The sequence below is a fragment of the Desulfurobacterium crinifex genome, from assembly GCF_054656775.1.
On the sequence record NZ_BAAHXO010000004.1, the window covers coordinates 434,534 to 456,398 of the forward strand.

Consider the following 21,865-nt stretch of genomic DNA (forward strand, 5'->3'; position numbering starts at 1 on the left):
TCTCTCCTGTTTATGCCCCCTAACCACCCCTTAGTAGTTAATTAAACACCTAAGCTGTTACATGTCAACTTAAAATCTTTGGGACAGGAACTTTAGGTAACGCTTCAAAAATAGCATTTGCAGGAACAGATCTTGTTCACGTTGCAACTTTTTATCTTCATTTGTTTCATTACTGGATTGTTGCTATGGGAATATGGTTCACGGTGGTACGTTATGAATAGGCTTATTAAAATCAAATTCCTTAAAGAGGGTTGGCTTTTCAATAGGGGATGGTGGGAATTCACTTTTCCTATTGGTGTATTTACGGCTACAACTCTTTAGCTTTGGCATGTAACAGGAATACAATGACTTTAGAGTCTTAGGAATTCTCTTTAGCTTTCAATTAAAACATTCAAAAGAATGAAATCTGAATATCTTTTCCAAGCATCACGTTTATCTGAAGAAACTGAGTACCCAAATCTATAGAAAATTGCGAAAATGTGAAATAGATAGCTACAACCGTTCAATCAGATCTTTGACTCTCTTTTTTATTTCATCTCTTATCTCTCTGAAAGCCATCAACTTTTCTTCCTCTGTTCCCTCCACCCTCGCTGGGTCTGGAAGCCCCCAATGAATAATGTTTGCTCCAAGAACAAAAGGACACTTTTCTGCAGCGTCACCACAAAGAGTTATAACGCAATCAAGCTCCATCAGAGGGATCTCATCAAGGGATTTGGATCTCTGATTTGAAATATCTATCCCTTCTTCTTCCATAACCTTTATAGCGAACGGATGAATGTAACCTGTCGGTTCTGCACCTGCTGAGTAAACCTCAATCTTTTTACCGCACTCTCCTGCAAAAAACTTTCCAAATCCTTCCGCCATCTGACTCCTTGATGAGTTACCTGTACAGATAAAGCCAATTTTGATAGTCATTTCCTTAGCCACTCCTTACCCAACCTTTTATGTCTTCAATAAACGAAACCAAAACAGGAACAAAAACAAGAGTCATAAAAGTTCCAATTATAAGCCCTCCAATTGCAACGACTGCCAGTGGAGCAAGCCTCTCAAGTCCCAGAGCCCAGCCAAGGGCTATAGGAATCATACCAACGGATGTTCCAAAAGCGGTCATGAGAACTGGACGTGTTCTTATTCTGATACTGTCTAAGATGGCATCTTTTAATGGTTTTCCCTCACTTTTGGCCTTTTGGATAAAGTCAATGAGAAGAATCGAGTTGTTCACGATAACTCCAGCAAGAAGAATCATTCCCATGAAGGAAGGCATACACTGGGGCTTGCCTGTAATTAGGAGAGCTATAGCAGCTCCTATGATTGAAAGGGGAATAGCCGCTATGATAGAGATTGGATAAGAGAAAGAGCCAAAGACCATAACGAGGGAGAAGTAGAGAATAACGATTCCTATTGCAAGGGATTTAAACAGTCGTGAAAAACTTTCTTGCATCTGTTTCATTTCTCCTTCGTGAGATACACCGTATCCTTGTGGAAGTTTTAAAGATTTCTCTAAGGAATTTATCTGCATCTGGAGGAAAGTTGTTGGTGCTGTAGCCCTATAGCCTTCGATGTCTAAGACATTTAACAAATCTTGGTGGGTAATAACGTTTTGAACGTTTTGCGATTTAAAGGTTGCAAAGTAGGAGAGGGGAATGAAACCTTTCTTTGTTGGTATCGGGATTGATTTCAGCTGGTCTATAAAACTTCTCTCCTCCTTTGGAAGAATTACTCTTATTACCATTCCATTTTCCATTGGGATGACAAAGGAAGAAGCTGGAATACCTTTAACGTACCCACCAACGTAGTTTGCTATCTCAAGAGGTGTTAAGCCGTAAAGGGCAGATCTATTTGCGTCTATCTGAAGAATGTACTCTTTTTTATCCATGTACCAACTTCTTGAGACAGAGGTTAAACCTTTTACCTTGTACATGAGAGAAAGAAGTTTGTCTCCAATTTTGTTAAGAATCTCAGGATCTTTCCCGTAAACCATTTCATCTATGGTTGCTTTAATTGAAGAAAGGGGCGTTGCTCCAAAGTCCATAACGTTGACATACTTGAGGCCGGGAATCTGGCTTAACTTCTCTCTCAGTTTCTCCTCTATCTGCCATATTGTCTCTTTCCTGTGGAACCTGTCGATGAACTGAATCTTCATCTCAATCTGCTGAGGAAGCTTTCCACTTCCAAAGGAAAGAACTCCCGGCTCTGAACCAATAGTTGAGGAAACTCTTAAAACTTGCGGCATTGAGTAAATGGCTTTCTCCATCTTTGAGAGTATCTCTTCAGTTTTCTCAAGTGAAGAGTTTGGGTCTGCCTCCGCCCTGACGATTACAAGCCCTGTATCCATAGGAGGCATTAAATCCCTGCCTAGGAGAGGCATTACATTTTTCATAGTTAATCCAAAAAGGACAACGGCTAAAAGGAGGAAAGCTACCTTCCTTAGAGGACTGCTTAGAACTGAGCTAACAACAGAAGCGTAAAAGTTGCCAGTCCTGAAGACCAAACCCTTAACAAAGAAGCTGTAAACCTTTCTTTCAAGGAAGTTCTTATCCGGCGTCTTTTTGAGAATGTAGGGAGTTATCATTGGAAGCAGAGTTATTGAGACAATGTAAGAAACGACGAGGGAGATAATGAGAACGAGAGATAATGGTTGAAGTATCTTTTGAACGTATCCACCAATAAAAACTATCGGAAGGAGCATAACTATCGTTGTAAAGGTACCACTGAAGTCAGCCAACATTACTTCTCTTGTTCCATCAATGGTTGCCTTCCAGATATCCTTTCTCAGTTCAAAGTAGTGTCTCTCAATACTCTCGACGATTACAACCGCATCATCTGTCAGCATGCCAAGAGCAAGAATAATGGCGGTCAGGGTAACTATGTTGAAGTTGAATCCAAAGAGCCACATAAGGCCAATTGTTATGAGGTAAGTTACTGGAATAGAGAAGAAAGAGACTATGAGCATCCTAATGTTTGCAAGGAAGAGAAATATTACAAAGAGAGTCATTAAAACTGCATCTCTAAGGGCTTCAAACATGTTTTTGTTGGAAAGTTTAATCATCCACTCTTGTGTATCGGCAATCTCAAAGTTCAGCTGCGGATAGAGTTTTTTGAGCTCTGGCAAAAAGTTCATGACAGATTCAATGGCTGGAAGCTCGTAACCTTTTGGAGAACGTAAAATGCTTATTCCGATCGCTGGTTTTCCGTTCCCGTGGTAGGCAGAGAGCCTCTCCTTATAGCCCCACTCTACCTTTGCAACGTCTTTAAGCTGAACATTTGGAGCAACGTAGATATTTTTCAATTTCTCTATCTTGTCTACTTCATCTTCAAGCTTTAGAACTACAAGACCTTCTCTATTTATCGTCAATCCAACCGGAACATTTCTGTTGTTCTCTCTTATGGCTTTAGCAAGCTGGTAAAGAGAAATGTTGTACTTTGCAAGTTTTAAATAGTCTGGATAAATCCTTATCTCACGTTTGTATCCGCCAAAGATTTCCACATCTGAGACGTTGGGAAGGTTTAAAAGTCTGTCCTTTATTTCGTTTTCTGCAATTTCTCTAACCTGAGCAAGTGAAAGACCACTACCAGATTTAGGAGATACTGCAATGACCATTACAGGATTCGTTGCATCGGTTACTTTGTATACCTGTGGAGGAAGAATATCGTTTGGAAGGAAGGGTAAAACTTTTGAGAGTTCGTTTGAAACGTCAGTTGCTGCTGCATCTATCCCTTTTTCGTATTCAAACTCAACAGTAACTACAGAAACCTCATCCTTTGAAATAGACCTAACCGTACGGACGAGATCAAGGGTTTTCATTCTCTGTTCAATTGGTCTTGTTATATGAGAGGCAACATCTTCCGCTGAAGCTCCCGGCTCAACTGTAACTATTGCAACCTGAGGTCTATTTGCATCTGGAAAGAACTTCCTTGGAATTTCTTTAAAACCAATTAGTCCAATGACGCAGAAGAAAAGAAGTATCGCCAATATCGTATGAGGTTTTCTTACGTACCATTCAATTATCTTATCCATCAAAAGCCTCCAAGCTATCTTCCTTAGGAAGAGTATTCCCTCTCACTTAGAGCGGCTTCTCCCCTTCTCATAACCTCAAGGAGTTTACTCTCTCTGCCGACTACTAACTTTGTTCCCTCTGGAAGATTAGAGGAGATAAGTGCTTTATCCTTCACTGTTTTCAGAACTTTAACTTTGATAGGTTTTACTTTCCCGTTCTGTTCTATTACCAGAACATAGTCTCCATCTTTCATGTGAAGAATGGCGTAGATGGAAACAATCTGTCCTTTGTAAGCCTTTCCATAGAGCTGAAGAGATAGATTCTCTTCGGGTTTTAAACCGGAAGTTCTGTTAATCTTTACTTCAGCCACGTAGAGCGAGTTTTTAAAGTTTGCAGAAGGATAGTATTTAACCAGCTTTCCGATTTCTTTTCCACCACTGAAAACAGAACTTCCAATCGGAATTTCCTTAGCATCTTCTGGAGGAACGTTAATTAAAACCCTAAAGCCATACTTCGGATAGTAAACCTTCATTATCGGTTTTCCCGGAAGTGCCATATCTCCTTCGTAGGCAAGGACTTCTGAAACAACCCCATCGTCAACAGCTCTGATTTCCGTGTATTTCAGTTGAGATTTAAGAACTTTTATCTTCTTTTCTATTGAAAAAATGGTTGATTTGAGCTCCTCAATCTTTGCTTTAAGGGTCTCTACCTTCGACTCAGCGGCTGCAAGTTGATTTTCTGCTCTTTCAACATCCGTCTCTGGAACAGCTCCTCGCTCGTAGAGGAATCTCTCCCTGTTAAAATCTTCCTTAGCATTTCTTAGCGTAATTTCTGCTGCTCTAAGCTCTGCCTTCAGTCCTGGAAGAATACTCTCTTTTGCTCTTTTTTCATCTTCTAAGGCAAGTATGTTGTTTGTAATCTCAGAGCTGTCTATTTTCACAAGGAGCTCACCTTTTTGGAAATGATCCCCCTCTCTTTTATAAACTTTTAAAATCGTTCCAGAAACCTTTGTAGAGATTGTTGCATAACTATAAGGCTTAACTGTTCCAACGTAACCAAACTCATCTCGCAACTCCCCACTCTTAACAGTTGTCCACTCGACGTGGATAGGATAGACCTTTGGAGGAGGAACTTTTGCTATCTCAGCTCTTCTTTTCTTTATAGCAACGGCACCAAGAATAATTGCAACAATTAAAATAAAGGCTATTCGTGATTTCATCTTTCAACCTCCAGAAGTGCATTGATTCTCCTTAAAGTGCTTTCCCACCTATAGTAAGAAGCACTCAGTTCTGCTTCTGTGAGAAACCTTTTTGCTTTTGCAAGGAGAAGGTGATCCATATCCCCCTTACCGCTTTCGTACTTGAGTTTTTCTATTCTTTCAACCTCTTTTGCAAGTTCAAGCTTTTTTTCGAGAGCTTTTATGTTATACTGGATGGAATTTAAATCGGCAATTGTCTCTGCCAGTTCTCTCTTCAGCTCTCTTTTTACTTTATCAAACTCTTTTTCCTTTGAAAGTTTCCTCAAGTTTGCACTTAAGATATCGTATTTTTTTCTTCCAAACTCAAAAACTGGAAGCTGAAAATTCAACGTTACTGTCCCGTATCCCTCGTTTTCCTTAGAGTCAAATCCGTAGTTTCTTGCGTAGAGAGCATCAAGTTTTATTTTCGGGCCATACTTTCCCTTTTCTGTTTTAATCTCTTTCAAAGAAACTTTGACTTCTTTTTCCTTTACTCTGAGAAAATGATTCCTTCGAAGGAGCTCGCTGTAAAGTTTTTCAAGTGAATAGTTCTTCTCCTGATAGTTAACTTCTACAGGTTCAAGTTTATCTATTTTCTTCCCAACCAGAGTTTCAAGGGCTGTAATAATTGCACTCTTTTTAGCTTTAATCTCATCTATCTTTGACTGGACATCTTCAACTGAATACTCAACCTTTAGAAGGTCAACCTTTGCAAACTTTCCAGCCTTTATTCCGGCTTTAACATCTTCCTGAAGTTTAAGAAGGCTCTCTCTGTAAGATTTTAGAGCTCTTTCTGTCTCGGAAAGAGAAAGGTAGTTTAAGTAAAGTGCATCAACGTTATACTTTACTTGCCACTCTGTCGCCATTTTAAGATTTTTGAGTATCTCTGCCTGGAGCTCCGCAATTTTCACCCGCCTCGAAATGTTTCCTCCAAGGTAAAGAGGCATTGAATAGGAGATACCGTAGGAAAAAGTCTTACTGTCAAAAGGAGGAGAGTTTTGAGGACTTGGTAGGTTAGACATGGGAACCAACATGTAGTTTCTGTTAAAGTCTGTAAGTTTAGCGTTTAAATTAATCTCGCCGAACCTAGTGAGTTTTATAGATTTTGCCTTTATTCTGCTACTTTCAGACTGGAGCTCTAAGGTTTTAAGTTCCGGATAGTTTTTTACAGCTAACTCCTCGGCCTCTTTCAAAGTCAGGGCGTTGGTAGACGAAAATAGGAAAAGAGTTAATACTAAAAGAAGTCCTCTCATTCCTTTGACCTCCATTGAAAAGCTATCTGATATTTAATATTTTGTCAATTACCAAAACGATTTATGAGGAACAGGAATGGTAAACACATTTGAAATAGCTACTCTTTCCTTCCTAACCTCTTTCATTTTCGGTCTTGGAGGACTCGGTTCAGCCGTTGCCCTCATACCGATTTTAGTATTCCTTGGAGTTCCGTTTTCTCTGGCAAGACCTGCAGGTCTTTTCACAAACTTTGTTTCAACATTCTCTGCAACAGCTCACAACCTGAAGAAAAATTTAATAGACTTTAAGCTTACGTTCCCAATCGTTATTACTTCCATTCTAACAGCTCCGGTTGGTGGTTACTGCTCTCACCTTGTTCCCGAAAAAGTTGTCGGTATAGCGTTTACAGCCTTCCTTTTCTTTGCCGGACTTATGGTTTACATCCCGAAGAAAGGAATTTTCAGAGAAAATTCCTCAATTGCTCTACCTCTGTTCACCGGTGGTTTAGCTGGTTTTGTTTCAGGATTCTTAGGAGTTGGAGGCGGAGGATTGATTTCTCCAATTCTGATAGTTGCTGGATTTAATCCCAAAAAGGTTGCAGCAGTTACAGCCTTTACCGTTCCCTTTTCTTCAATAACAGGATTTTTCACCTACTGGAAAATGGGAAGTGTCAACTGGACGATTACTCTTTCTTCCGCAGTTCCTGCCGCATTTGCTGGATATTTAGCAGCATACATTAGTCACAAATACCTGAAACCTCAACATATTAAGAAGATCCTTGGAATAATTTTCTTCCTGCTCGGAATTAAGTTTTTGACAAAATTTGTTTAAAGGAATATCCAGAATGAAAAAGTTTGTAGAAGCTCTAAAGACCTTAGGAGAAATCAACAGACTGCGAATTCTAAAACTCCTTCAGGAGAGACCTGCCTACGTCTGCGAAATTGCATCAATTCTTGATCTCTCCATGGCTACAGTCTCTTCTCATCTTTCGCGACTCAAACACTTTGGAATTGTAAAAGACAAAAGAGAAGGCGTTAAGATTAAATATTTTCTTATAGAACCTGAAGATCCTGAGATAAATACCTTTGTTCAGTTCTTGAAAGGTGTTGGAGAAGAGTGGGAAATTGTAAAAAGGGACAGGAAAAAACTCAAAAAAGTGCATTTGGAAAATGTTTGCAAGGAGCTAAAATCAGAATAATTTTATCCTCAAAAAATTAGGAGGTACTAATGGAAAAGAAGATAGAAGACATCCTCCGGGAAAAAACGAGGGAGTTCCTTGCAAACCAGCTCAAAATTAACGGTTCAGGCTTTTATGAAAAGTGGAAAAGTGGAGAAGCCATACTACTTGACGTAAGGTCAAAAGAAGAGACAGACCTCGTATCAATTAACTGTGGAGTAAACATTCCTCTTAACGAGCTTCCAGATCGATATCAAGAACTTCCAAAAGACAAGCTTGTTGCTATTTTCTGTCCTGGAAAAATCAGAGCTGGAATAGCCTACGTTTTCCTGAAAATGAAAGGATTTGACAATGTTAAAGTTTTAGCTGCAACAATTGATGACATTGCAGCTCTTACAAGACCTTAAGCATTCAGCTCTCCAAGGAGGACACCGTTGGAAAATTCATCTCCTGCGAAAGTTATCAGAGAAATCTTTTTGGGTAATGATAACTTTGTAAACTGTAAGGGCGAGGATTTCTTCAAAGAACACATTGAATCCCAGAATCCTGTTGTTACTCTTGTCACCTGTTCAGATGCAAGGGTTCAACCACAGATTTTCTTTCAGGATATGATTAATAAGGTCTTTGTTATCAGAAATATCGGAAACCAGATTGAAAACACTAAGGGCTCTGTTGATTACGGCATTTTCCACCTGAAAACGCCTGTTCTTTTCATCCTTGGTCACGTCCATTGTGGAGCTATTGGAACATTTTTGAAAGGCTACGAAAAAGAAGCTGAAAGTATAAGAAATGAACTTGATCACCTCTACATACCCCTGTCAAAAGTAAACAAATCAGAAACTTTTGAAAAGGCATGGCTTAATGGAGTTGAGATTAACGTCAACTGGCAGGTCCAAATAGCCATTGACCGCTATAGAGAATATGTAGAAGATGGCAGGCTGGTTGTAGTTGGTGCTGTTTATGACTTTGCAAACACCTACGGAAAGGGCTACGGAAGAATTGTGATCATAAACATCAATGGTGAAACTGATGCCGAGAAAATACGGGAAAGTGAAGCTTTAAGTCTGATTCCTGAAGATTTAAAAGAAAAAATAGTTGTTTAAAGGGCTCCGCTCGGAGCCCCCAAATTAAATTCTATCCTTAAGCAATAGTTCCAGTCTCTTCTTAACTTCCTCTGTTATGTACTCAGGCTTCGTCTGGATAGCACCAACGAGGGCTGTTCTTGCCGGAGAGTTTTCAAGGTCTTCAGGTTTAAGAGCTTCTATAACTCTTTTCAGCATCTTCTTGGCGTTTTCTATATTTTTAGCCATTGTTGCAAGGACCTTTTCAACGCTAACCTCTTCTCCTTCTTTCCAGACGTCATAATCTGTTGCGAGGGCTACTGCTGAGTATGGAATATCAGCTTCTCTTGCAAGTTTAGCCTCTGGAATGTTTGTCATTCCAATTACATCAACTCCCCAGCTTCTGTAAATCTTGGACTCTGCTTTCGTTGAAAACTGAGGTCCCTCTATACAGATGTAAGTTCCTTCTCTGTGAACAGGAATTCCCTCTTCTATACAGGCATTGTAAATGATTTCGTTTAAAAGCTCGCAGGTAGGCTTATCAAATGCAACATGGGCAACAATTCCATCTCCAAAAAAGGTTGAAGGTCTGTTCTTTGTTCTGTCAAAGTATTGAGTAACAATTACAAAGTCTCCAGGTCTTATTTCCTCTTTCATAGAACCAACGGCACTAACGGAAATTATGCAGTCAACACCAAGCATCTTGAAACCGTAGATGTTTGCCCTATAAGGAACCTCAGATGGAAGGTAAATATGTCCTCTTCCGTGCCTTGGAAGGAAGTAAACATCCTTCCCTGCAAGTTTTCCGTGGATATAGCTGTCAGAAGGCTTTCCAAAAGGTGTTTCAAGGGAAATCTCTTCAACATCTGTAAGTCCTTCAATGTCGTAAAGACCACTTCCACCAATGATTCCGATTTTCATTTATTCCTCCCTTACTTAAGCTTTACAATTGTTCCCATTCCCCAGACGTTGATTACCTTGTCTCCGTCTGCGTCAGTCCCTTCCAAGATTCTGATTGTTATATTCTTAACTCCATCAGCCTTTAGCTGCTCAGCCTGCTGTTCAAGCATTGAAACAACTCTCATAACAGGATCAATTGGGAGTTCTCCGTTGAACCAGGTTTTCTGCTTCTGCTGAGCAAAAGCATAAGCGATGTTCACAATATCATGCTCCTGTGGGATTTCACCAAAAGAAAGAATCATAGCCTCCTCCTTGTAGTAAGCTTTAGTATTGTGGTTAGTGTTAGATAAATTGTACAGGATTAATTTTCGGTTTTCCCCTTTTCAAAATGAGCAACCGGTAGCAAGTAACAGGTAACAGGCGACGGAAATTGGAGCTCGAAACACGTAATAACAAAGGAGTGAATGGTGAGAAGTAAGATATGAAAAGTAAAAAAATCCATTTACTATCCACCATTCATCGTTCACTAATCACCATTCACATTGCTATAAGATTTCGCAAGTTTTGTTGTAGAATAAGATTGAGAAGTTATAAAAAAAGAGGAGGTAAAAGCATGAATGCTCAGACTCAAAAACATAACAACAAGTTAGTAATAACCCCAGAAATTAACCGGCTGGACATATCCAATGCTAAAGAATTCAAAAACCTCATAACTCCCATTATTGAAGAGGGAGAGAAAAACCTTGTTTTGGACCTCTCTAATGTGGAATTTATGGACAGCACCGCTCTTGGAGTAATTGTGTCCCTTTTTAAGAAGTTAAAAGAGGTTAACGGTGAGCTTGAACTATGTAATCTATCTCCCTTAGTCAATGAACTCTTCGATATTACACGGTTAAATACAATTATCAAGATTTACAACTCAAAGGAAGAAGCTCTAAACCATTAAAAAAACATTAAAATTGGGAGAAAGTAGTGATGAAAGCAGTAATTTTAGCAGGTGGTAAAGGTACCAGAGTAAGACCTTTAACTTACATTGTTCCAAAACCAATGGTTCCAGTAATTGACAGACCACTGATGAGTATCCTCATTGAGTTGCTAAAGAAGCATGGATTCAATGACATTATAGTCACGGTTGGATACTTAGCAGGAAAGATAGAAGAATACTACAGAAACGGTGCTGATTACGGCGTAAACATTGCTTACTCTCTTGAAGGAAAAGTTAAGGAAGGCGAAATCATTCCTATGGGACTTGGTTCTGCTGGAGGATTGAAGAAAGTTCAGGATTTTTCAGGTTTCTTTGATGATGACTTTCTCGTCTTGTGTGGAGATGCCATTATAGACCTTGACTTGACAAAGCTCATGGAATACCACAAATCCCGTAATGCAATTGCGACAGTAGTGCTTAAAGAAGTACCAAAAGAAGAAGTTTATAGGTATGGTGTTGTTGTCACCGATGACAACGATAGAGTTACAGCTTTTCAGGAAAAACCAAAGGTAGAAGAAGCTCTCAGTAACAAGATTAATACCGGAATTTACGTCTTTAACCCCAAGGTTTTTGATTATATCCCTTCAAACGTTGAATACGACATAGGAAAGGATCTTTTACCAAAGTTAGTTGAAGCAGGAGAAGAATTTTATGGATTTAGTGTTCCCTTTCAATGGTTTGACATAGGAACAACCCGCGATTATTTTCAGACAATCATGAAGGTTCTTAAAGGTGAAGTAAACGGAGTGAAACCTCACGGTAGAGAAGTAATGCCCGGCGTGTGGGCTGGGATTAATCTCAGCGTTGACTTTTCGTCCATTGAGATTGTACCTCCCGTCTACATAGGAGGAAGCGTTAAGATAGAGCCAGGAGTGAAAATTGTTGGTCCGACAGTTATTGGTTCAGGATGCGTCATTGAGAGTGGAGCATACATAGAACGAAGCATAATCATGGAGTATACCAAGGTTAGCGGAATTGCAAATTTAAAGGAAAAGATAGTAGCCGGAAAGTACTGTATAAATCCATTAGGAGTTTCTATCGACATTGAAGAAGCCGACTTTGGTTGGATAGTTGATGATGCAAGAAAAGAAGAAAGGAAACTTTCAGAGGAAGAAAGAGCTATCATTGAAGCAATCATGGGTCTAAATGATTAAGACTTAGCAACTGAGGGTAGCAGATGATAGTATTTATCACCAATCCTGGTCTCGAAGCCTCTCTTCAGAAGCAAGTTGGAAATTTAGGATTTAAAGTCATTACCTTCTCCAAGGAAGATGAGCTTATAAAAGCGTTTCAGGAAAATTTCTTGGAAGTTGGAATAGTCATTATAGATGTAGAACATCATGATATAGAACTCTGCCAGAAATTAAGGCATTTAGGAGGAACGAAATACACTCACATTATTCTTTTAGGCTCAAAGGAACAGGAAGAAAAGATCATTGAAGCCCTTAACACCGGAGCCAGCGATTACATTCTCAAACCTGTTAAACCCATAGAACTGAAAGTTAAACTGCTGCTCGGCAAAAAACTCGTTGAGTTTGACACACAGTTAAGAGAAGAAAGGGAAAAAATTCGTACTGTCTATGAGAAGATAAAGGAAGATATTGAAAACATAGGTGAACTCAATCTAAAGAATGTAGAGTTCGCAACCCATTTTATTCCAAGCGATTTTATATCTGGTGACGTTTACAACGTATTTAGACTTGATGAAAGCCACATTGGCATGTACCAGATAGATATTTCCGGGCACGGAGTATCAAGTGGATTCTACTCCTTAGTTCTATATCACCGCCTTACTCCAGACCTCCATTCTAAGCCATATCCCATTTTAAAATTCCCTTCTCGCTATCCTCCGTACTACCAGATTACCCCTCCTAAGAAGGTGATAGAGTTCTTGGATAACGAGTTTAACAATATTTTGGCTGTTCATGAACAATTTTTCACAATCATGTATGGTATTCTAAACATTAAAACTGGTAAATTTACATTCTGCCGGGCAGGACACAATCCTCCTCTGCTCCTATCAAAAGATAGGACGACTTATATTGAGGAAGGAGGAGGACCTCCCGTAGGAATGGGATTGCCGCAAAGCTATGAAGAAATTACAATAGAGCTCTCTCCAGGAGATGAAATTGTGGTATTTACCGACGGTATAGCTGAGGTTTTCTCCCCAGACGGTAACCTTTATGGAAGGGAAAGAATAAAACGGATTCTTCAGGAAAACAGATCTTTACCTCTTTCTGAAAGGTTTGAACTACTTATTGAAGATGTAAGGAGGTACTGTAACCATGGAAACTTCCCTGATGACATATCTATCATGGGATTCAAATGGACTGGAGAATAAGATGAACGAAGAAATCTCGCTGGAATTTGAAAGTTCCACCGAGAACGTACCACGTGTTGGGGCAATAGTTAACAATTTCTGCTCTAACCTGGGTTTAAACAAGCTGCAGGCTTACAGGATTGAGCTCTGCGTAGTAGAAGCTTGCGCAAATGTTATTGAACACGCCTATAGGGGAGAACCAGGACATAAGGTAAAGTTGGTAATAAAAGTGGAGGAGGATGCTAAAGGAAGAAAAAAATTGCTCTTTATGTTTTACGACCGGGGAATACCTATGGATTCAAAGTTTTTACACTCACCTGAACCTGAACTACCAAGCCTTTCCGAAGGAGGAAGGGGGCTTTTAATCATAAAAAATTTCATGGACGAGGTTAATTACTACTCACAAAATGGAGAAAATGTATTTGTTATGGTAAAGAAACTTAGAAGAAAATAGCAGGAGCAAAGTATGAATATAAAAAATTTTTTTGTTTTCCTGTGTGTAGCGTTAACTCTTTCATTTTATAGTGCAAAGGCAGACAGTTCTTACTATCCCCGTGTTTACTCTCTAAATGGAGTCTGGCACTTTAAAGTAGTTTACAGAGGACTTGAAGAAATTCTATCAAATGAAGAAAAGGAAGTAAAAGTACCTTCTAACTGGTTCTTTTATGGAAATCTCAATCATTCAGGTGTAGCATGGTTCGAAAAGAACTTCGATTTCACCCCCTCCTCTAAATCCCATTACCTTCTTTGTTTTAAAGGTGTGGACTACAAGACAGAGGTTTTCCTAAACAATAAGTACGTTGGAAAACACACAGGGTATTTTCAAAAGTTCTGTTTCAACGTAACAAACTACCTTTCTACAGGGAAAAACACCTTAGGAGTAAAAGTAGATAGCCCCTTTGAACCCTTAGGGGAAAATTGGAGTCTAAGAAAAACCCTTATAAAAGGAATCCTTAATCACCATGATATGAGACCGGGAGGAGCGTGGTCTCCAAGGGGGCAGGATTACAATACAGGGGGTATATGGAACGATGTTTATATTGAAGAAATAGGGAACTATTACGTTGATAACCTTCTTATTAGCCCTGTAAAGGTTGGTAAAGAAGCCGTTATAAACGTTTCCCTTGACATAATTTCCTATTCAGAATTCTCTGAAAAAACTTTAAACTACAGAATCGTTCCTCACAACTTTACTTCAGATTTTATCCTTGAAGGAAAGAAAAAAGTTACCCTGAAGCCCGGCCGTAACCATGTAAGTTTTAGCATAAGAATAAAGAATCCAAAACTGTGGAGTACATGGGATTATGGCTTCCCTTATCTATACAAGCTAATCCTTACCTTAAACGAAAAGGATAACTTGTCCTACAGGAAAGAAGAAACGTTTGGCATCAGAAGTTTCTTTGTTGACGATAAAGGACAGTGGTATCTAAACGGCAAGAGAATCTTCGTGCGAGGGACAAACTACATTTCCTCGCAGTGGATGAGTGAAATGACAGATAACAAATACATATTTGATTTGGAACTCATGAAAAAAGCTAATATCAACGCTATAAGGGTTCATGCCCACATAGAACCTCAGAGGTTTTACAAATTAGCAGATGAATATGGAATGCTAATAGTTCAGGATTTTCCTCTTCAGTGGGGATACATTGATTCACTTGAGTTTGAAAAGGAAGCCATTAAGCAAGCTAAGGACATGGTATTTCAGTTTTACAATCATCCATCAATTGTAGTATGGCAGCTTCATAACGAGCCACCATGGGATGCATGGTGGATGAAATACAAATACAGAGACTATAACCCAAAGCAAAACATACATCTTGATAACCAGCTATTTCAGGAAGTGCGTTCTCTTGACAAAACAAGATACGTAAAAAAAGCTTCCTTAGATAAAGAACACTTCTGGGCTGGATGGTACTTTGGCGACTATAAAAATGAGTTCCAGAAAAAGATGGAAAGCCCTTTGATTTCAGAGTTTGGAGCTCAGTCCCTACCGAATATTTATTCCCTACTTAAAATAATTCCAGCAGAGAATATATTTCCAAAAAACGACAAAGACTGGGAAGTCTGGGAATACCATAACTTCCAAAGATATGAAACCTTTAACTTGGCTCATATCTCTCAAGGCAAAGACATAAAAGAATTCATAGAAAATTCCCAAAAGTATCAGTATAAGCTTCTAAAATACGCCATAGAACATCTCCGACTTCAGAGATACAATCCTGTTTCTGCCATATTCCAGTTTGTTTTTAGAGAGTGTTGGCCTTCAATAAACTGGGGCATCGTTGACTTTCAGCAGTTACCAAAATTGGGCTATTATGCGGTAAAGATGGCTTATCAACCCCTACTTGTTGTCATTGATAAAGGAGAGCTTGTCATTATTAACGACTCTCACAGAAATTTTAAAAACCTTTCACTAACAGTACGCATTGGTGATAAAGTTCACACATACAAGATTCCGGAAGTGAAAGAGGACAGTCTACTTAGAACTTCAATAAAGATAAATCCAGAAGGACGCAGAGTAATAATTAATCTAAAGCAGGGAAACAAACTTATTTCCTATAATATTTACGAAAAAGATGACCTTTAGGGATTAGAAAATGGACTTCTACTTCAAGAAGTACGAACACAGAACTCCTCCGCCTCCTACACCTTATAGCGTAGTCCAAGAAGTGTTGTACCAGATTATTGCTGTTATAACTATCGTTCTTGGTGGTTGGTACATATACTGGAGATGGACATCCTCACTGAACTTAGATGCCCTCTGGTTTGCTATACCTCTTGTAATAGCAGAAACAATGATGTACATCGGGTCAATACTCAGTTTTTTAAATTACTGGATGATACGGGACTATGAAGAAAAAGTACCCCCGGAATTTATGGATGAAGTGGTCCCAGAAAAGTTAAAAAAGTTTTATAAAGGACAACCAATCTCTATAGACATTTACATAGCTGTTTACAACGAGGATCCTGAACTTGTAAGACTTAGTATCCAGGATGCAAAGAAAGTAAAAAAATTACCGAATTGGAAGGTTAACATATATGTTCTGGACGATAGTAAAAATCCAGCTATGAAGAAAATGATAGAAGAAGAAGGCGTCATTCAAATCACTCGCGATAATAGGAAAGGATACAAGGCAGGAGCAATTACTGATGCTATGACGAAAACAGAAGGACATTTCATTGTTATATGCGATGCAGATACAAGACTTTTTCCTTCCATTCTGATTGATACTATGGGTTTCTTCAGAGATCCCAAGGTTGCATTTGTTCAAACTCCTCAATGGTTCTACGACCTTCCTGAAGGTAAAAGGCTACATAGTTATTTAAGGGAAAAATTTGGAAAATTTGGAGAACTCGTAGGCATAGGAATAGAAAAGCTTTTCGGAGAAGTAAGAATTGGTTATGACCCCTTCGGCGTTGATCCAAGAATGTTTTACGATGTCATCCAGAGAAGAAGAAATGCTTACAATGCACCATTTTGCTGTGGTGCAGCTTCAATACACAGAAGAACAGCTCTTGAACTTACCGCAATTGAAAGGTTTGTTGATAGAGTAACAAAAGCAAAGGACAAAGAAAAAGCCATTAAAGAACTTGATCTTGAGTATTTTGTCTTTCACGTTTCAGAGGACATCTATACAACCATCTTTGAACATTCTTCCAGTGTATGTGAGTGGAAAACCATCCTCTATCCAAAAGTTGAATCAAAAATGTTGTCTCCACAAGATTTACTCTCCTGGTCGGTTCAACAGTTTAAGTATGCTGGTGGTACCCTTGACATAGCAAAGAAAGAGAAGTTCTTAGTGGGAAAAAATATGTCCCTTGGACAAAAACTCATGTACTGGTCTACCATCTGGTCATACATAACCTCAATTGCCGTTTTCATCTTTCTCCTTGCTCCCATTGTGTATTTCTTTACAGGTATCCCTCCTGTAACTGCTTACTCTTCAAGCTTTTTTCTTCATATTTTACCTTTCTTAATTGCAAACGAACTTGCATTTATGATTGCAACGTGGGGAATTAATACGCAAAGAGGAAGTCAATACTACATTGCTAAGTTTCCTCTCGTTCTGAAAGCAATGTGGAAAGTTCTAAAAGGAGAAACTATTCGCTTCACAGTCACACCAAAAATAAGACAGCACGGTAATTTCTTAGCTCTCGTTAGACCACAATTAGCAATTGTTTTACTTACTATTTTGGGTGCAGCATTCAACGGTATTCTTATACTCTTAGGTGAAAGACACAACCTTGTTGGTTACTTAACAAACTTATTCTGGTCTTACTACAACATATCTGCCCTCCTTGTAATAATCAGAGCAGCCCTTATAAGTCCTTCAGAGGAGATGGAAAATGAAGAGTAAATGGCGGGTATTTCGCGAAAATGTTGTATACGCTCGTAATCACATAGCTTTCATAGTTGGACTGATATTAGCCTTCTCCCTTATATACCACCTGACCAAGCTTGATGAAAGGTTAAAAATGGAACGTATTCACGTTAAGATAACTCATCCTCCTGTAAAGTTCTCAACAGGAAATTTAACCTCCGAAGATTTAAAAATTGCTAAGATCGCATGGAAGTACTTCGAAAACAACTATCAGCCTTCTACTGGACTGGTAAATTCTGTTGATGGTTTTCACTCCACAACACTTTGGGATACTGGGAACTATCTCCTTGCCCTGATATCAGCTCATGAGATCGGAATAGTCAGTGACGAAGAATTTAGGAAAAGAATAGATAAACTCCTTACAACTTTTTACACAATGCCTCTTTTTGAAGGTAAGCTTCCCAACAAATCTTACGACACTCTCACTGGTAAAATGACAGACTATGAGGGACATCTCAGCGAAAAAGGAATAGGATGGTCAGCAATTGATATTGGAAGAATTTCTATTCCTCTATTTATCTTGCTCAACAAATACCCGGAGTTTACTGAAAAAATACACAAAATTCTTCAGCGCTGGGATTTAGATGCACTGGCAAAGAACGGTGTTTTAGTTTCAGGAAAGCCAAAAAATGGCAAACTTCAGATACTTCAGGAAGGAAGGTTAGGCTACGAACAGTTTGCTGCAAAAATGCTCTTTATGCTTTCTCTTGACGTTATAAAATCGCTTGATTACCGTGAACATCTATCCTTTACTAAAATTTTTGGAATAGATATTCCCTATGATGTAAGGGATTTGAAAAATTCTGGTGCCAACAACTATGTTTTAAGCGAACCCTATATGCTTGATGGTCTTGAATTCGGTTGGGATTTCTACTCTTCCGAATTTGCATATCGGATTTACAAGGTTCAGGAGAAGAGGTTTAAAGAAACAGGAATACCTACTGCAGTAACAGAAGATCACATAGATCAACCACCCTGGTTCATATACAATTGTATATTTGTCAATGGAAAACCGTGGCAAGCTATAACAGACAAAGGAGAAGTACACAACGATCTTAGAACCCTTAGTACAAAAGCTGTTTTTGCATGGTACGTCCTCTATCCTAACGACTATACAAGGTTTCTTTACGAAAAAATAAAAGATAACTACAATCCCGAAAAGGGTTGGTATGCTGGCATCTATGAGAAGTCAGGCAGAGTAAATAAGTCAATTAACATTAACACAAATGCCATTATTTTGGAGTCCATTTTCTTTAAAAAGGTTGGTCCTTTAGTAATATGGGCTACAAGGAAGGAATGAATGGAGTTTTAATGTATAAATTTTTTTTAGTTTTGCTTTTCGTCATCCTTTCTTCTATCAGTACTTTTGCTTCAACCTGTTATTCTGTTCAAATAGGCTCTTTTTTCACTAAGGATCAAGCTGTCAAACTTCTAAAAAAAGCTAAAAAGGAAACAGGATACAAATTCTCCATTGTTAAAACTCAAAAGGGATGGTGGACAGTAAGGACAGAAAAATTTCGCTCAAAAAAGGAAGCTGAAGAATTTCGAGAAAAGTTATGCAACAAATACCGTTACTGTGCTGTTGTGGTCAAGACATACTGCGATAAAAAAAGCTCGTGCAAGACTTGTAAAAGTAGATGTCGTCCTTTTATTGCAAAACCTATTGATTATTGTCCATTAATATGTAAGCCTTCAAAAGAAGAGTTGAAAATTGCCAAGATTGCATGGAAATACATCGAGAACAACTATAACCCGAATACGGGTTGGGCAAACGCAGTAGACAGATATCCGGCTTCAACTGCGTGGGATCTCTCAAGTTACATACTTGGGTTATTCTCCGCTTATAAGCTTGGGATTATAAGCTGGGAAGAATTTGACAGAAAATTTTCAAAATTTCTTACAACTTTCCAGAAAATTAAGCTCTACAACGATCAGATGCCAAACAAAGCATACAGCGCTTTAAACGGCCACATGACAGACTATACCAACAATCCGACCGATACAGGTATTGGATGGTCAGCTCTTGATATAGGAAGACTATTGACTGCCTTTAAGATTATAAAAACATGTTTACCTATTTACAGCTATGACATAGACAGAACCGTCCTAAGGTGGAACTTCTGTAATGTTTTAGACAGAGAAGGTAACATGTACGGTGCAATTAACAAAGACGGGAAAACTCTTTACCTTCAAGAAGGAAGAACAGGATATGAAGAATATGCAGCAAAAGGATTTGAACTCTGGGGTTTCAACGCAGCAGAGGCAAAAAAGTATAACCATATAAAGTTAATTGATGTTTACGGAGAAAAAATACCTGTTGATACGCGGAAAGGAGCAAATACCTACGTTGTTAGTGAATCCTATATCCTTCAAGCGTTGGAGTTAGGTTGGGATCCTTTAACGGAAAAGTATGGAAAAGCCGTGTACAATGCCCAAAAAAAGAGATACCTCATAACCGGTATTCCCACTGCTGTTTCTGAAGACAACGTTGATCAACCACCATGGTTTGTTTACAACACTGTTTATGTAAATGGTGAAAAGTGGAAGTGTATCGCTGAAACGGGAGAGGACGAAGATAGCTTGAAATCAATCAGCACAAAAGCTGTTATTGGTTGGTTATCAGTTATGAACGATGGCTATTCAAAATTACTCTATAGCATAGTTAAAGATGCTTACGACCCTAATAGAGGTTGGTTTTCCGGTAAATATGAAAAGAAACCGGGATATAACACAGCGATAACAATGAATACCAACGGAATCATCCTTGAATCAATCCTTTACAAAAGTATGGGACCTCTTGTCAGGAGAATAACTTCAAGAGAAACTTACTGGGATAAATACATTTCATCGGTAGATTCTTTTAAGTGTCTACCAAAAAAAAGAAAACGCTACTATTCCGTTTTTCTCTTTAACACACAAAAGAAAAGAGAAGCATTCAAAGTCTTTAACAAGTACAAAAAAGTGCTCAAAAACTGCAGAGTTGAAAGGTATGTCAACGACTATCAGGTTTTGTGTGGACTTTACGTCAGGAAAAAGGATCTGCTAAAAGAGCTCAAGAGTTTTAAGGAAAAATTTAAAATAGTCCACGTGCCCTACGAGGATGAAAGGGTAATTCTGTCCGACGTTCACGATATTGTATTACGTCCACTTGGTAAGCAGGAAATTACGAAGAAAGACATAGAAATTGCTCATACTGCATGGAGATATTTTGAAAAAAACTATAATCCAGAAACAGGTATGGTGAACGGAGGGAACCATTACCCTCAAGCAACAGTTGAGGACATTGCTCTTACCATTTTTGCAACAATTTCTGCCGATAAACTTGGCTTAATAGAGAAGCCAACTTTTAAAAAGAGGATAAATAGCCTTCTGTCAACTCTTTTAAGAATAAAGCTTTACAACAACGAACTACCAAACATTGTGTATAACACTCAAAACGGTAATATGGTTGATTTTGCAAATAGATATTCTGAAAAAGGAATAGGATGGAACATTTACCACATTGCAAGGTTATTAAAAGCTCTTTACGTCCTGGGGAATCTCTATCCAGAGTACAGAGATAAAATCAACACTATTGTTAGCAGGTTCAACCTTTGGAAAGCTGTAAGGAACGATAACGTTTACGATCTGTTCTTTGATGGTAAGAAGGAATACTTAAAGAGGATAGATGCAGTGGGCTATCAACACTATATTTCCCTTTCTCTAAGGGATTATGACATTAACTTTAAAGACAAGTTTGAAAAAGAAAAAGTGGTGTATGACGCAATATTCAACTATGAAATCCCCCATTCATCAAGTAATCCAATGGTTACAAGTGACCCATTCGTTCTTACACTCCTAGAACAACCCTACAACTACCAGTTTGAGCATTACGCACGAAATATTCTTTTTGTCCAAGAACAAAGATATAAAGAATCTAAAATTCCAACCTGCATGGGAGAAGTAAAACTTGATAGATCTCCTTGGTTTCTCTATGAAACGATTTACAGAAAAGGAGGACAAATTTTCACTTCTGTTGATCCTTCAGGAAAAGCTTATCCCGAGTTAGAAGTAATTCCATCTGCACTGGCTATCCTATGGAATTCTCTGTTTAAAACAGAATACACAGAAATGCTGGTAAAGGAAATTGAAAACTTAAAGACAGCTTCAGGATTTCTTGCTGGGAAATATACCAGAGAAAATAAGGTGAACAACTCTCTAAATCTAAAAACTAATGGTTTAATTCTTGAAGCCATCCTCTACAAGAAACTGGGGAACTTTTCAAGGTTCGGTGTTCACTTCTTTAAAAAAAAATCCATAAAGCAAATTCATAAAAGAAAGATCGTTCCGGAAAAATCCTCGGTAAAAAAAAAGTAAGCTTAGGAGTAATTACCCCATTTACCACAGTTTTACCAAAAGAAAGACGAGAAAAAATATCACAAGAAAAATCGGATAGAAAATTACCGAAGAACAAGAATAAGTTTATAACTTTCCTTAAAGATTCACTTTCATTTAGAATAGGCTATACAAAGTGTTTAGAGAAAAAGAAAGCTGCTAAGGAAACAAACTTTGGAACAGTTGGAAAGGATT

19 protein-coding genes are annotated in these 21,865 nt (G+C 38.5%); 13 read left to right on the forward strand and 6 right to left on the reverse strand.

The features are described from left to right. Positions 1-141: 141 nt before the first annotated feature. On the forward strand, positions 142-321 hold the full coding sequence (locus tag ACYQ3A_RS04230) for an SLAC1 family transporter (protein WP_459897428.1): 180 nt from the start codon (positions 142-144) through the stop codon (positions 319-321). A gap of 171 nt (positions 322-492) precedes the next feature. On the opposite strand, the gene ACYQ3A_RS04235 is transcribed toward ACYQ3A_RS04230, so the two are convergent. The 4 genes from ACYQ3A_RS04235 to ACYQ3A_RS04250 are packed head-to-tail and all read right to left on the reverse strand — an operon-like array spanning position 493 to position 6,488. Continuing rightward, positions 493-915: an arsenate reductase ArsC gene (locus tag ACYQ3A_RS04235; RefSeq protein ID WP_459895861.1), complete on the reverse strand. Its 423-nt coding sequence runs from the start codon at positions 913-915 to the stop codon at positions 493-495. Between the two features lie 4 nt (positions 916-919). Continuing rightward, the gene (locus tag ACYQ3A_RS04240; protein WP_459895862.1) at positions 920-4,018 is read right to left on the reverse strand and encodes an efflux RND transporter permease subunit; all 3,099 of its coding nucleotides are present in this window, start codon (positions 4,016-4,018) and stop codon (positions 920-922) included. Positions 4,019-4,041: 23 nt separating this feature from the next. Beyond that, the gene (locus ACYQ3A_RS04245; protein ID WP_459895864.1) at positions 4,042-5,217 is read right to left on the reverse strand and encodes an efflux RND transporter periplasmic adaptor subunit; all 1,176 of its coding nucleotides are present in this window, start codon (positions 5,215-5,217) and stop codon (positions 4,042-4,044) included. Then, positions 5,214-6,488 (reverse strand): TolC family protein, encoded by a 1,275-nt coding sequence (locus ACYQ3A_RS04250; RefSeq protein WP_459895865.1) that lies wholly within the window; start codon positions 6,486-6,488, stop codon positions 5,214-5,216. The genes ACYQ3A_RS04245 and ACYQ3A_RS04250 overlap by 4 nt, the downstream gene beginning before the upstream one ends. A 76-nt stretch (positions 6,489-6,564) precedes the next feature. On the opposite strand from ACYQ3A_RS04250, the gene ACYQ3A_RS04255 reads away from it, so the two are divergent. From ACYQ3A_RS04255 to ACYQ3A_RS04270, 4 genes are read left to right on the forward strand one after another with little or no spacing between them, the layout of a single operon-like run. Beyond that, positions 6,565-7,299, forward strand: coding sequence for a sulfite exporter TauE/SafE family protein (locus tag ACYQ3A_RS04255; protein WP_459895866.1), 735 nt, complete (start codon positions 6,565-6,567; stop codon positions 7,297-7,299). Positions 7,300-7,312: 13 nt separating this feature from the next. After that, the gene (locus tag ACYQ3A_RS04260; protein ID WP_459895867.1) at positions 7,313-7,666 is read left to right on the forward strand and encodes an ArsR/SmtB family transcription factor; all 354 of its coding nucleotides are present in this window, start codon (positions 7,313-7,315) and stop codon (positions 7,664-7,666) included. Positions 7,667-7,695: 29 nt separating this feature from the next. Next, positions 7,696-8,052, forward strand: coding sequence for a rhodanese-like domain-containing protein (locus ACYQ3A_RS04265; RefSeq protein WP_459895868.1), 357 nt, complete (start codon positions 7,696-7,698; stop codon positions 8,050-8,052). Positions 8,053-8,079: 27 nt separating this feature from the next. After that, positions 8,080-8,748, forward strand: coding sequence for a carbonic anhydrase (locus ACYQ3A_RS04270; protein WP_459895869.1), 669 nt, complete (start codon positions 8,080-8,082; stop codon positions 8,746-8,748). 24 nt (positions 8,749-8,772) lie between these two features. Here the strand turns inward: ACYQ3A_RS04270 and mtnP are convergent, their stop codons facing one another. Together mtnP and ACYQ3A_RS04280 are read right to left on the reverse strand one after the other, a co-directional pair. Beyond that, complete coding sequence (gene mtnP, locus ACYQ3A_RS04275; protein ID WP_459895870.1) at positions 8,773-9,627, reverse strand: S-methyl-5'-thioadenosine phosphorylase; 855 nt, start codon at positions 9,625-9,627, stop codon at positions 8,773-8,775. An 11-nt stretch (positions 9,628-9,638) separates the two neighbouring features. Next, the gene (locus tag ACYQ3A_RS04280; RefSeq protein ID WP_459895871.1) at positions 9,639-9,908 is read right to left on the reverse strand and encodes a hypothetical protein; all 270 of its coding nucleotides are present in this window, start codon (positions 9,906-9,908) and stop codon (positions 9,639-9,641) included. Positions 9,909-10,219: 311 nt separating this feature from the next. Between ACYQ3A_RS04280 and ACYQ3A_RS04285 the strand changes: the two genes are divergently transcribed. Genes ACYQ3A_RS04285 through ACYQ3A_RS04320 form a run of 8 tightly spaced genes read left to right on the forward strand, consistent with a single transcriptional unit; the run spans position 10,220 to position 21,652 of the window. Then, a complete protein-coding gene (locus ACYQ3A_RS04285; RefSeq protein WP_459895872.1) occupies positions 10,220-10,552 on the forward strand; it encodes an STAS domain-containing protein in 333 nt (110 codons plus the stop codon). Positions 10,553-10,581: 29 nt separating this feature from the next. Beyond that, positions 10,582-11,745, forward strand: coding sequence for a nucleotidyltransferase family protein (locus ACYQ3A_RS04290; protein WP_459895873.1), 1,164 nt, complete (start codon positions 10,582-10,584; stop codon positions 11,743-11,745). 23 nt (positions 11,746-11,768) lie between these two features. Beyond that, on the forward strand, positions 11,769-12,932 hold the full coding sequence (locus ACYQ3A_RS04295; protein ID WP_459895874.1) for a PP2C family protein-serine/threonine phosphatase: 1,164 nt from the start codon (positions 11,769-11,771) through the stop codon (positions 12,930-12,932). Position 12,933: 1 nt separating this feature from the next. Then, positions 12,934-13,365 (forward strand): ATP-binding protein, encoded by a 432-nt coding sequence (locus ACYQ3A_RS04300; RefSeq protein ID WP_459895875.1) that lies wholly within the window; start codon positions 12,934-12,936, stop codon positions 13,363-13,365. Between the two features lie 12 nt (positions 13,366-13,377). Continuing rightward, on the forward strand, positions 13,378-15,501 hold the full coding sequence (locus ACYQ3A_RS04305; RefSeq protein ID WP_459895876.1) for a glycoside hydrolase family 2 protein: 2,124 nt from the start codon (positions 13,378-13,380) through the stop codon (positions 15,499-15,501). A 10-nt stretch (positions 15,502-15,511) separates the two neighbouring features. Then, a complete protein-coding gene (locus ACYQ3A_RS04310; protein WP_459895877.1) occupies positions 15,512-17,272 on the forward strand; it encodes a glycosyltransferase in 1,761 nt (586 codons plus the stop codon). Beyond that, positions 17,262-18,596, forward strand: coding sequence for a DUF3131 domain-containing protein (locus ACYQ3A_RS04315; protein WP_459895878.1), 1,335 nt, complete (start codon positions 17,262-17,264; stop codon positions 18,594-18,596). Before ACYQ3A_RS04310 ends, ACYQ3A_RS04315 begins: the two co-directional genes overlap by 11 nt. An 11-nt stretch (positions 18,597-18,607) precedes the next feature. After that, positions 18,608-21,652, forward strand: a complete 3,045-nt coding sequence (locus ACYQ3A_RS04320; protein WP_459895879.1) for a DUF3131 domain-containing protein — start codon at positions 18,608-18,610, stop codon at positions 21,650-21,652. Positions 21,653-21,865 lie beyond the last annotated feature (213 nt).

Coding starts and splice junctions, on each gene's coding strand:
- ACYQ3A_RS04255 (WP_459895866.1), top strand. CDS start 6,565: ATGGTAAACACATTTGAAATAGCTACTCTTTCCTTCCTAACCTCTTTC.
- ACYQ3A_RS04240 (WP_459895862.1), bottom strand. CDS start 4,018: ATGGATAAGATAATTGAATGGTACGTAAGAAAACCTCATACGATATTG.
- mtnP (WP_459895870.1), bottom strand. CDS start 9,627: ATGAAAATCGGAATCATTGGTGGAAGTGGTCTTTACGACATTGAAGGA.
- ACYQ3A_RS04320 (WP_459895879.1), top strand. CDS start 18,608: ATGTATAAATTTTTTTTAGTTTTGCTTTTCGTCATCCTTTCTTCTATC.
- ACYQ3A_RS04250 (WP_459895865.1), bottom strand. CDS start 6,488: ATGAGAGGACTTCTTTTAGTATTAACTCTTTTCCTATTTTCGTCTACC.
- ACYQ3A_RS04315 (WP_459895878.1), top strand. CDS start 17,262: ATGAAGAGTAAATGGCGGGTATTTCGCGAAAATGTTGTATACGCTCGT.
- ACYQ3A_RS04300 (WP_459895875.1), top strand. CDS start 12,934: ATGAACGAAGAAATCTCGCTGGAATTTGAAAGTTCCACCGAGAACGTA.
- ACYQ3A_RS04260 (WP_459895867.1), top strand. CDS start 7,313: ATGAAAAAGTTTGTAGAAGCTCTAAAGACCTTAGGAGAAATCAACAGA.
- ACYQ3A_RS04285 (WP_459895872.1), top strand. CDS start 10,220: ATGAATGCTCAGACTCAAAAACATAACAACAAGTTAGTAATAACCCCA.
- ACYQ3A_RS04245 (WP_459895864.1), bottom strand. CDS start 5,217: ATGAAATCACGAATAGCCTTTATTTTAATTGTTGCAATTATTCTTGGT.
- ACYQ3A_RS04280 (WP_459895871.1), bottom strand. CDS start 9,908: ATGATTCTTTCTTTTGGTGAAATCCCACAGGAGCATGATATTGTGAAC.
- ACYQ3A_RS04305 (WP_459895876.1), top strand. CDS start 13,378: ATGAATATAAAAAATTTTTTTGTTTTCCTGTGTGTAGCGTTAACTCTT.
- ACYQ3A_RS04265 (WP_459895868.1), top strand. CDS start 7,696: ATGGAAAAGAAGATAGAAGACATCCTCCGGGAAAAAACGAGGGAGTTC.
- ACYQ3A_RS04235 (WP_459895861.1), bottom strand. CDS start 915: ATGACTATCAAAATTGGCTTTATCTGTACAGGTAACTCATCAAGGAGT.
- ACYQ3A_RS04290 (WP_459895873.1), top strand. CDS start 10,582: ATGAAAGCAGTAATTTTAGCAGGTGGTAAAGGTACCAGAGTAAGACCT.
- ACYQ3A_RS04295 (WP_459895874.1), top strand. CDS start 11,769: ATGATAGTATTTATCACCAATCCTGGTCTCGAAGCCTCTCTTCAGAAG.
- ACYQ3A_RS04310 (WP_459895877.1), top strand. CDS start 15,512: ATGGACTTCTACTTCAAGAAGTACGAACACAGAACTCCTCCGCCTCCT.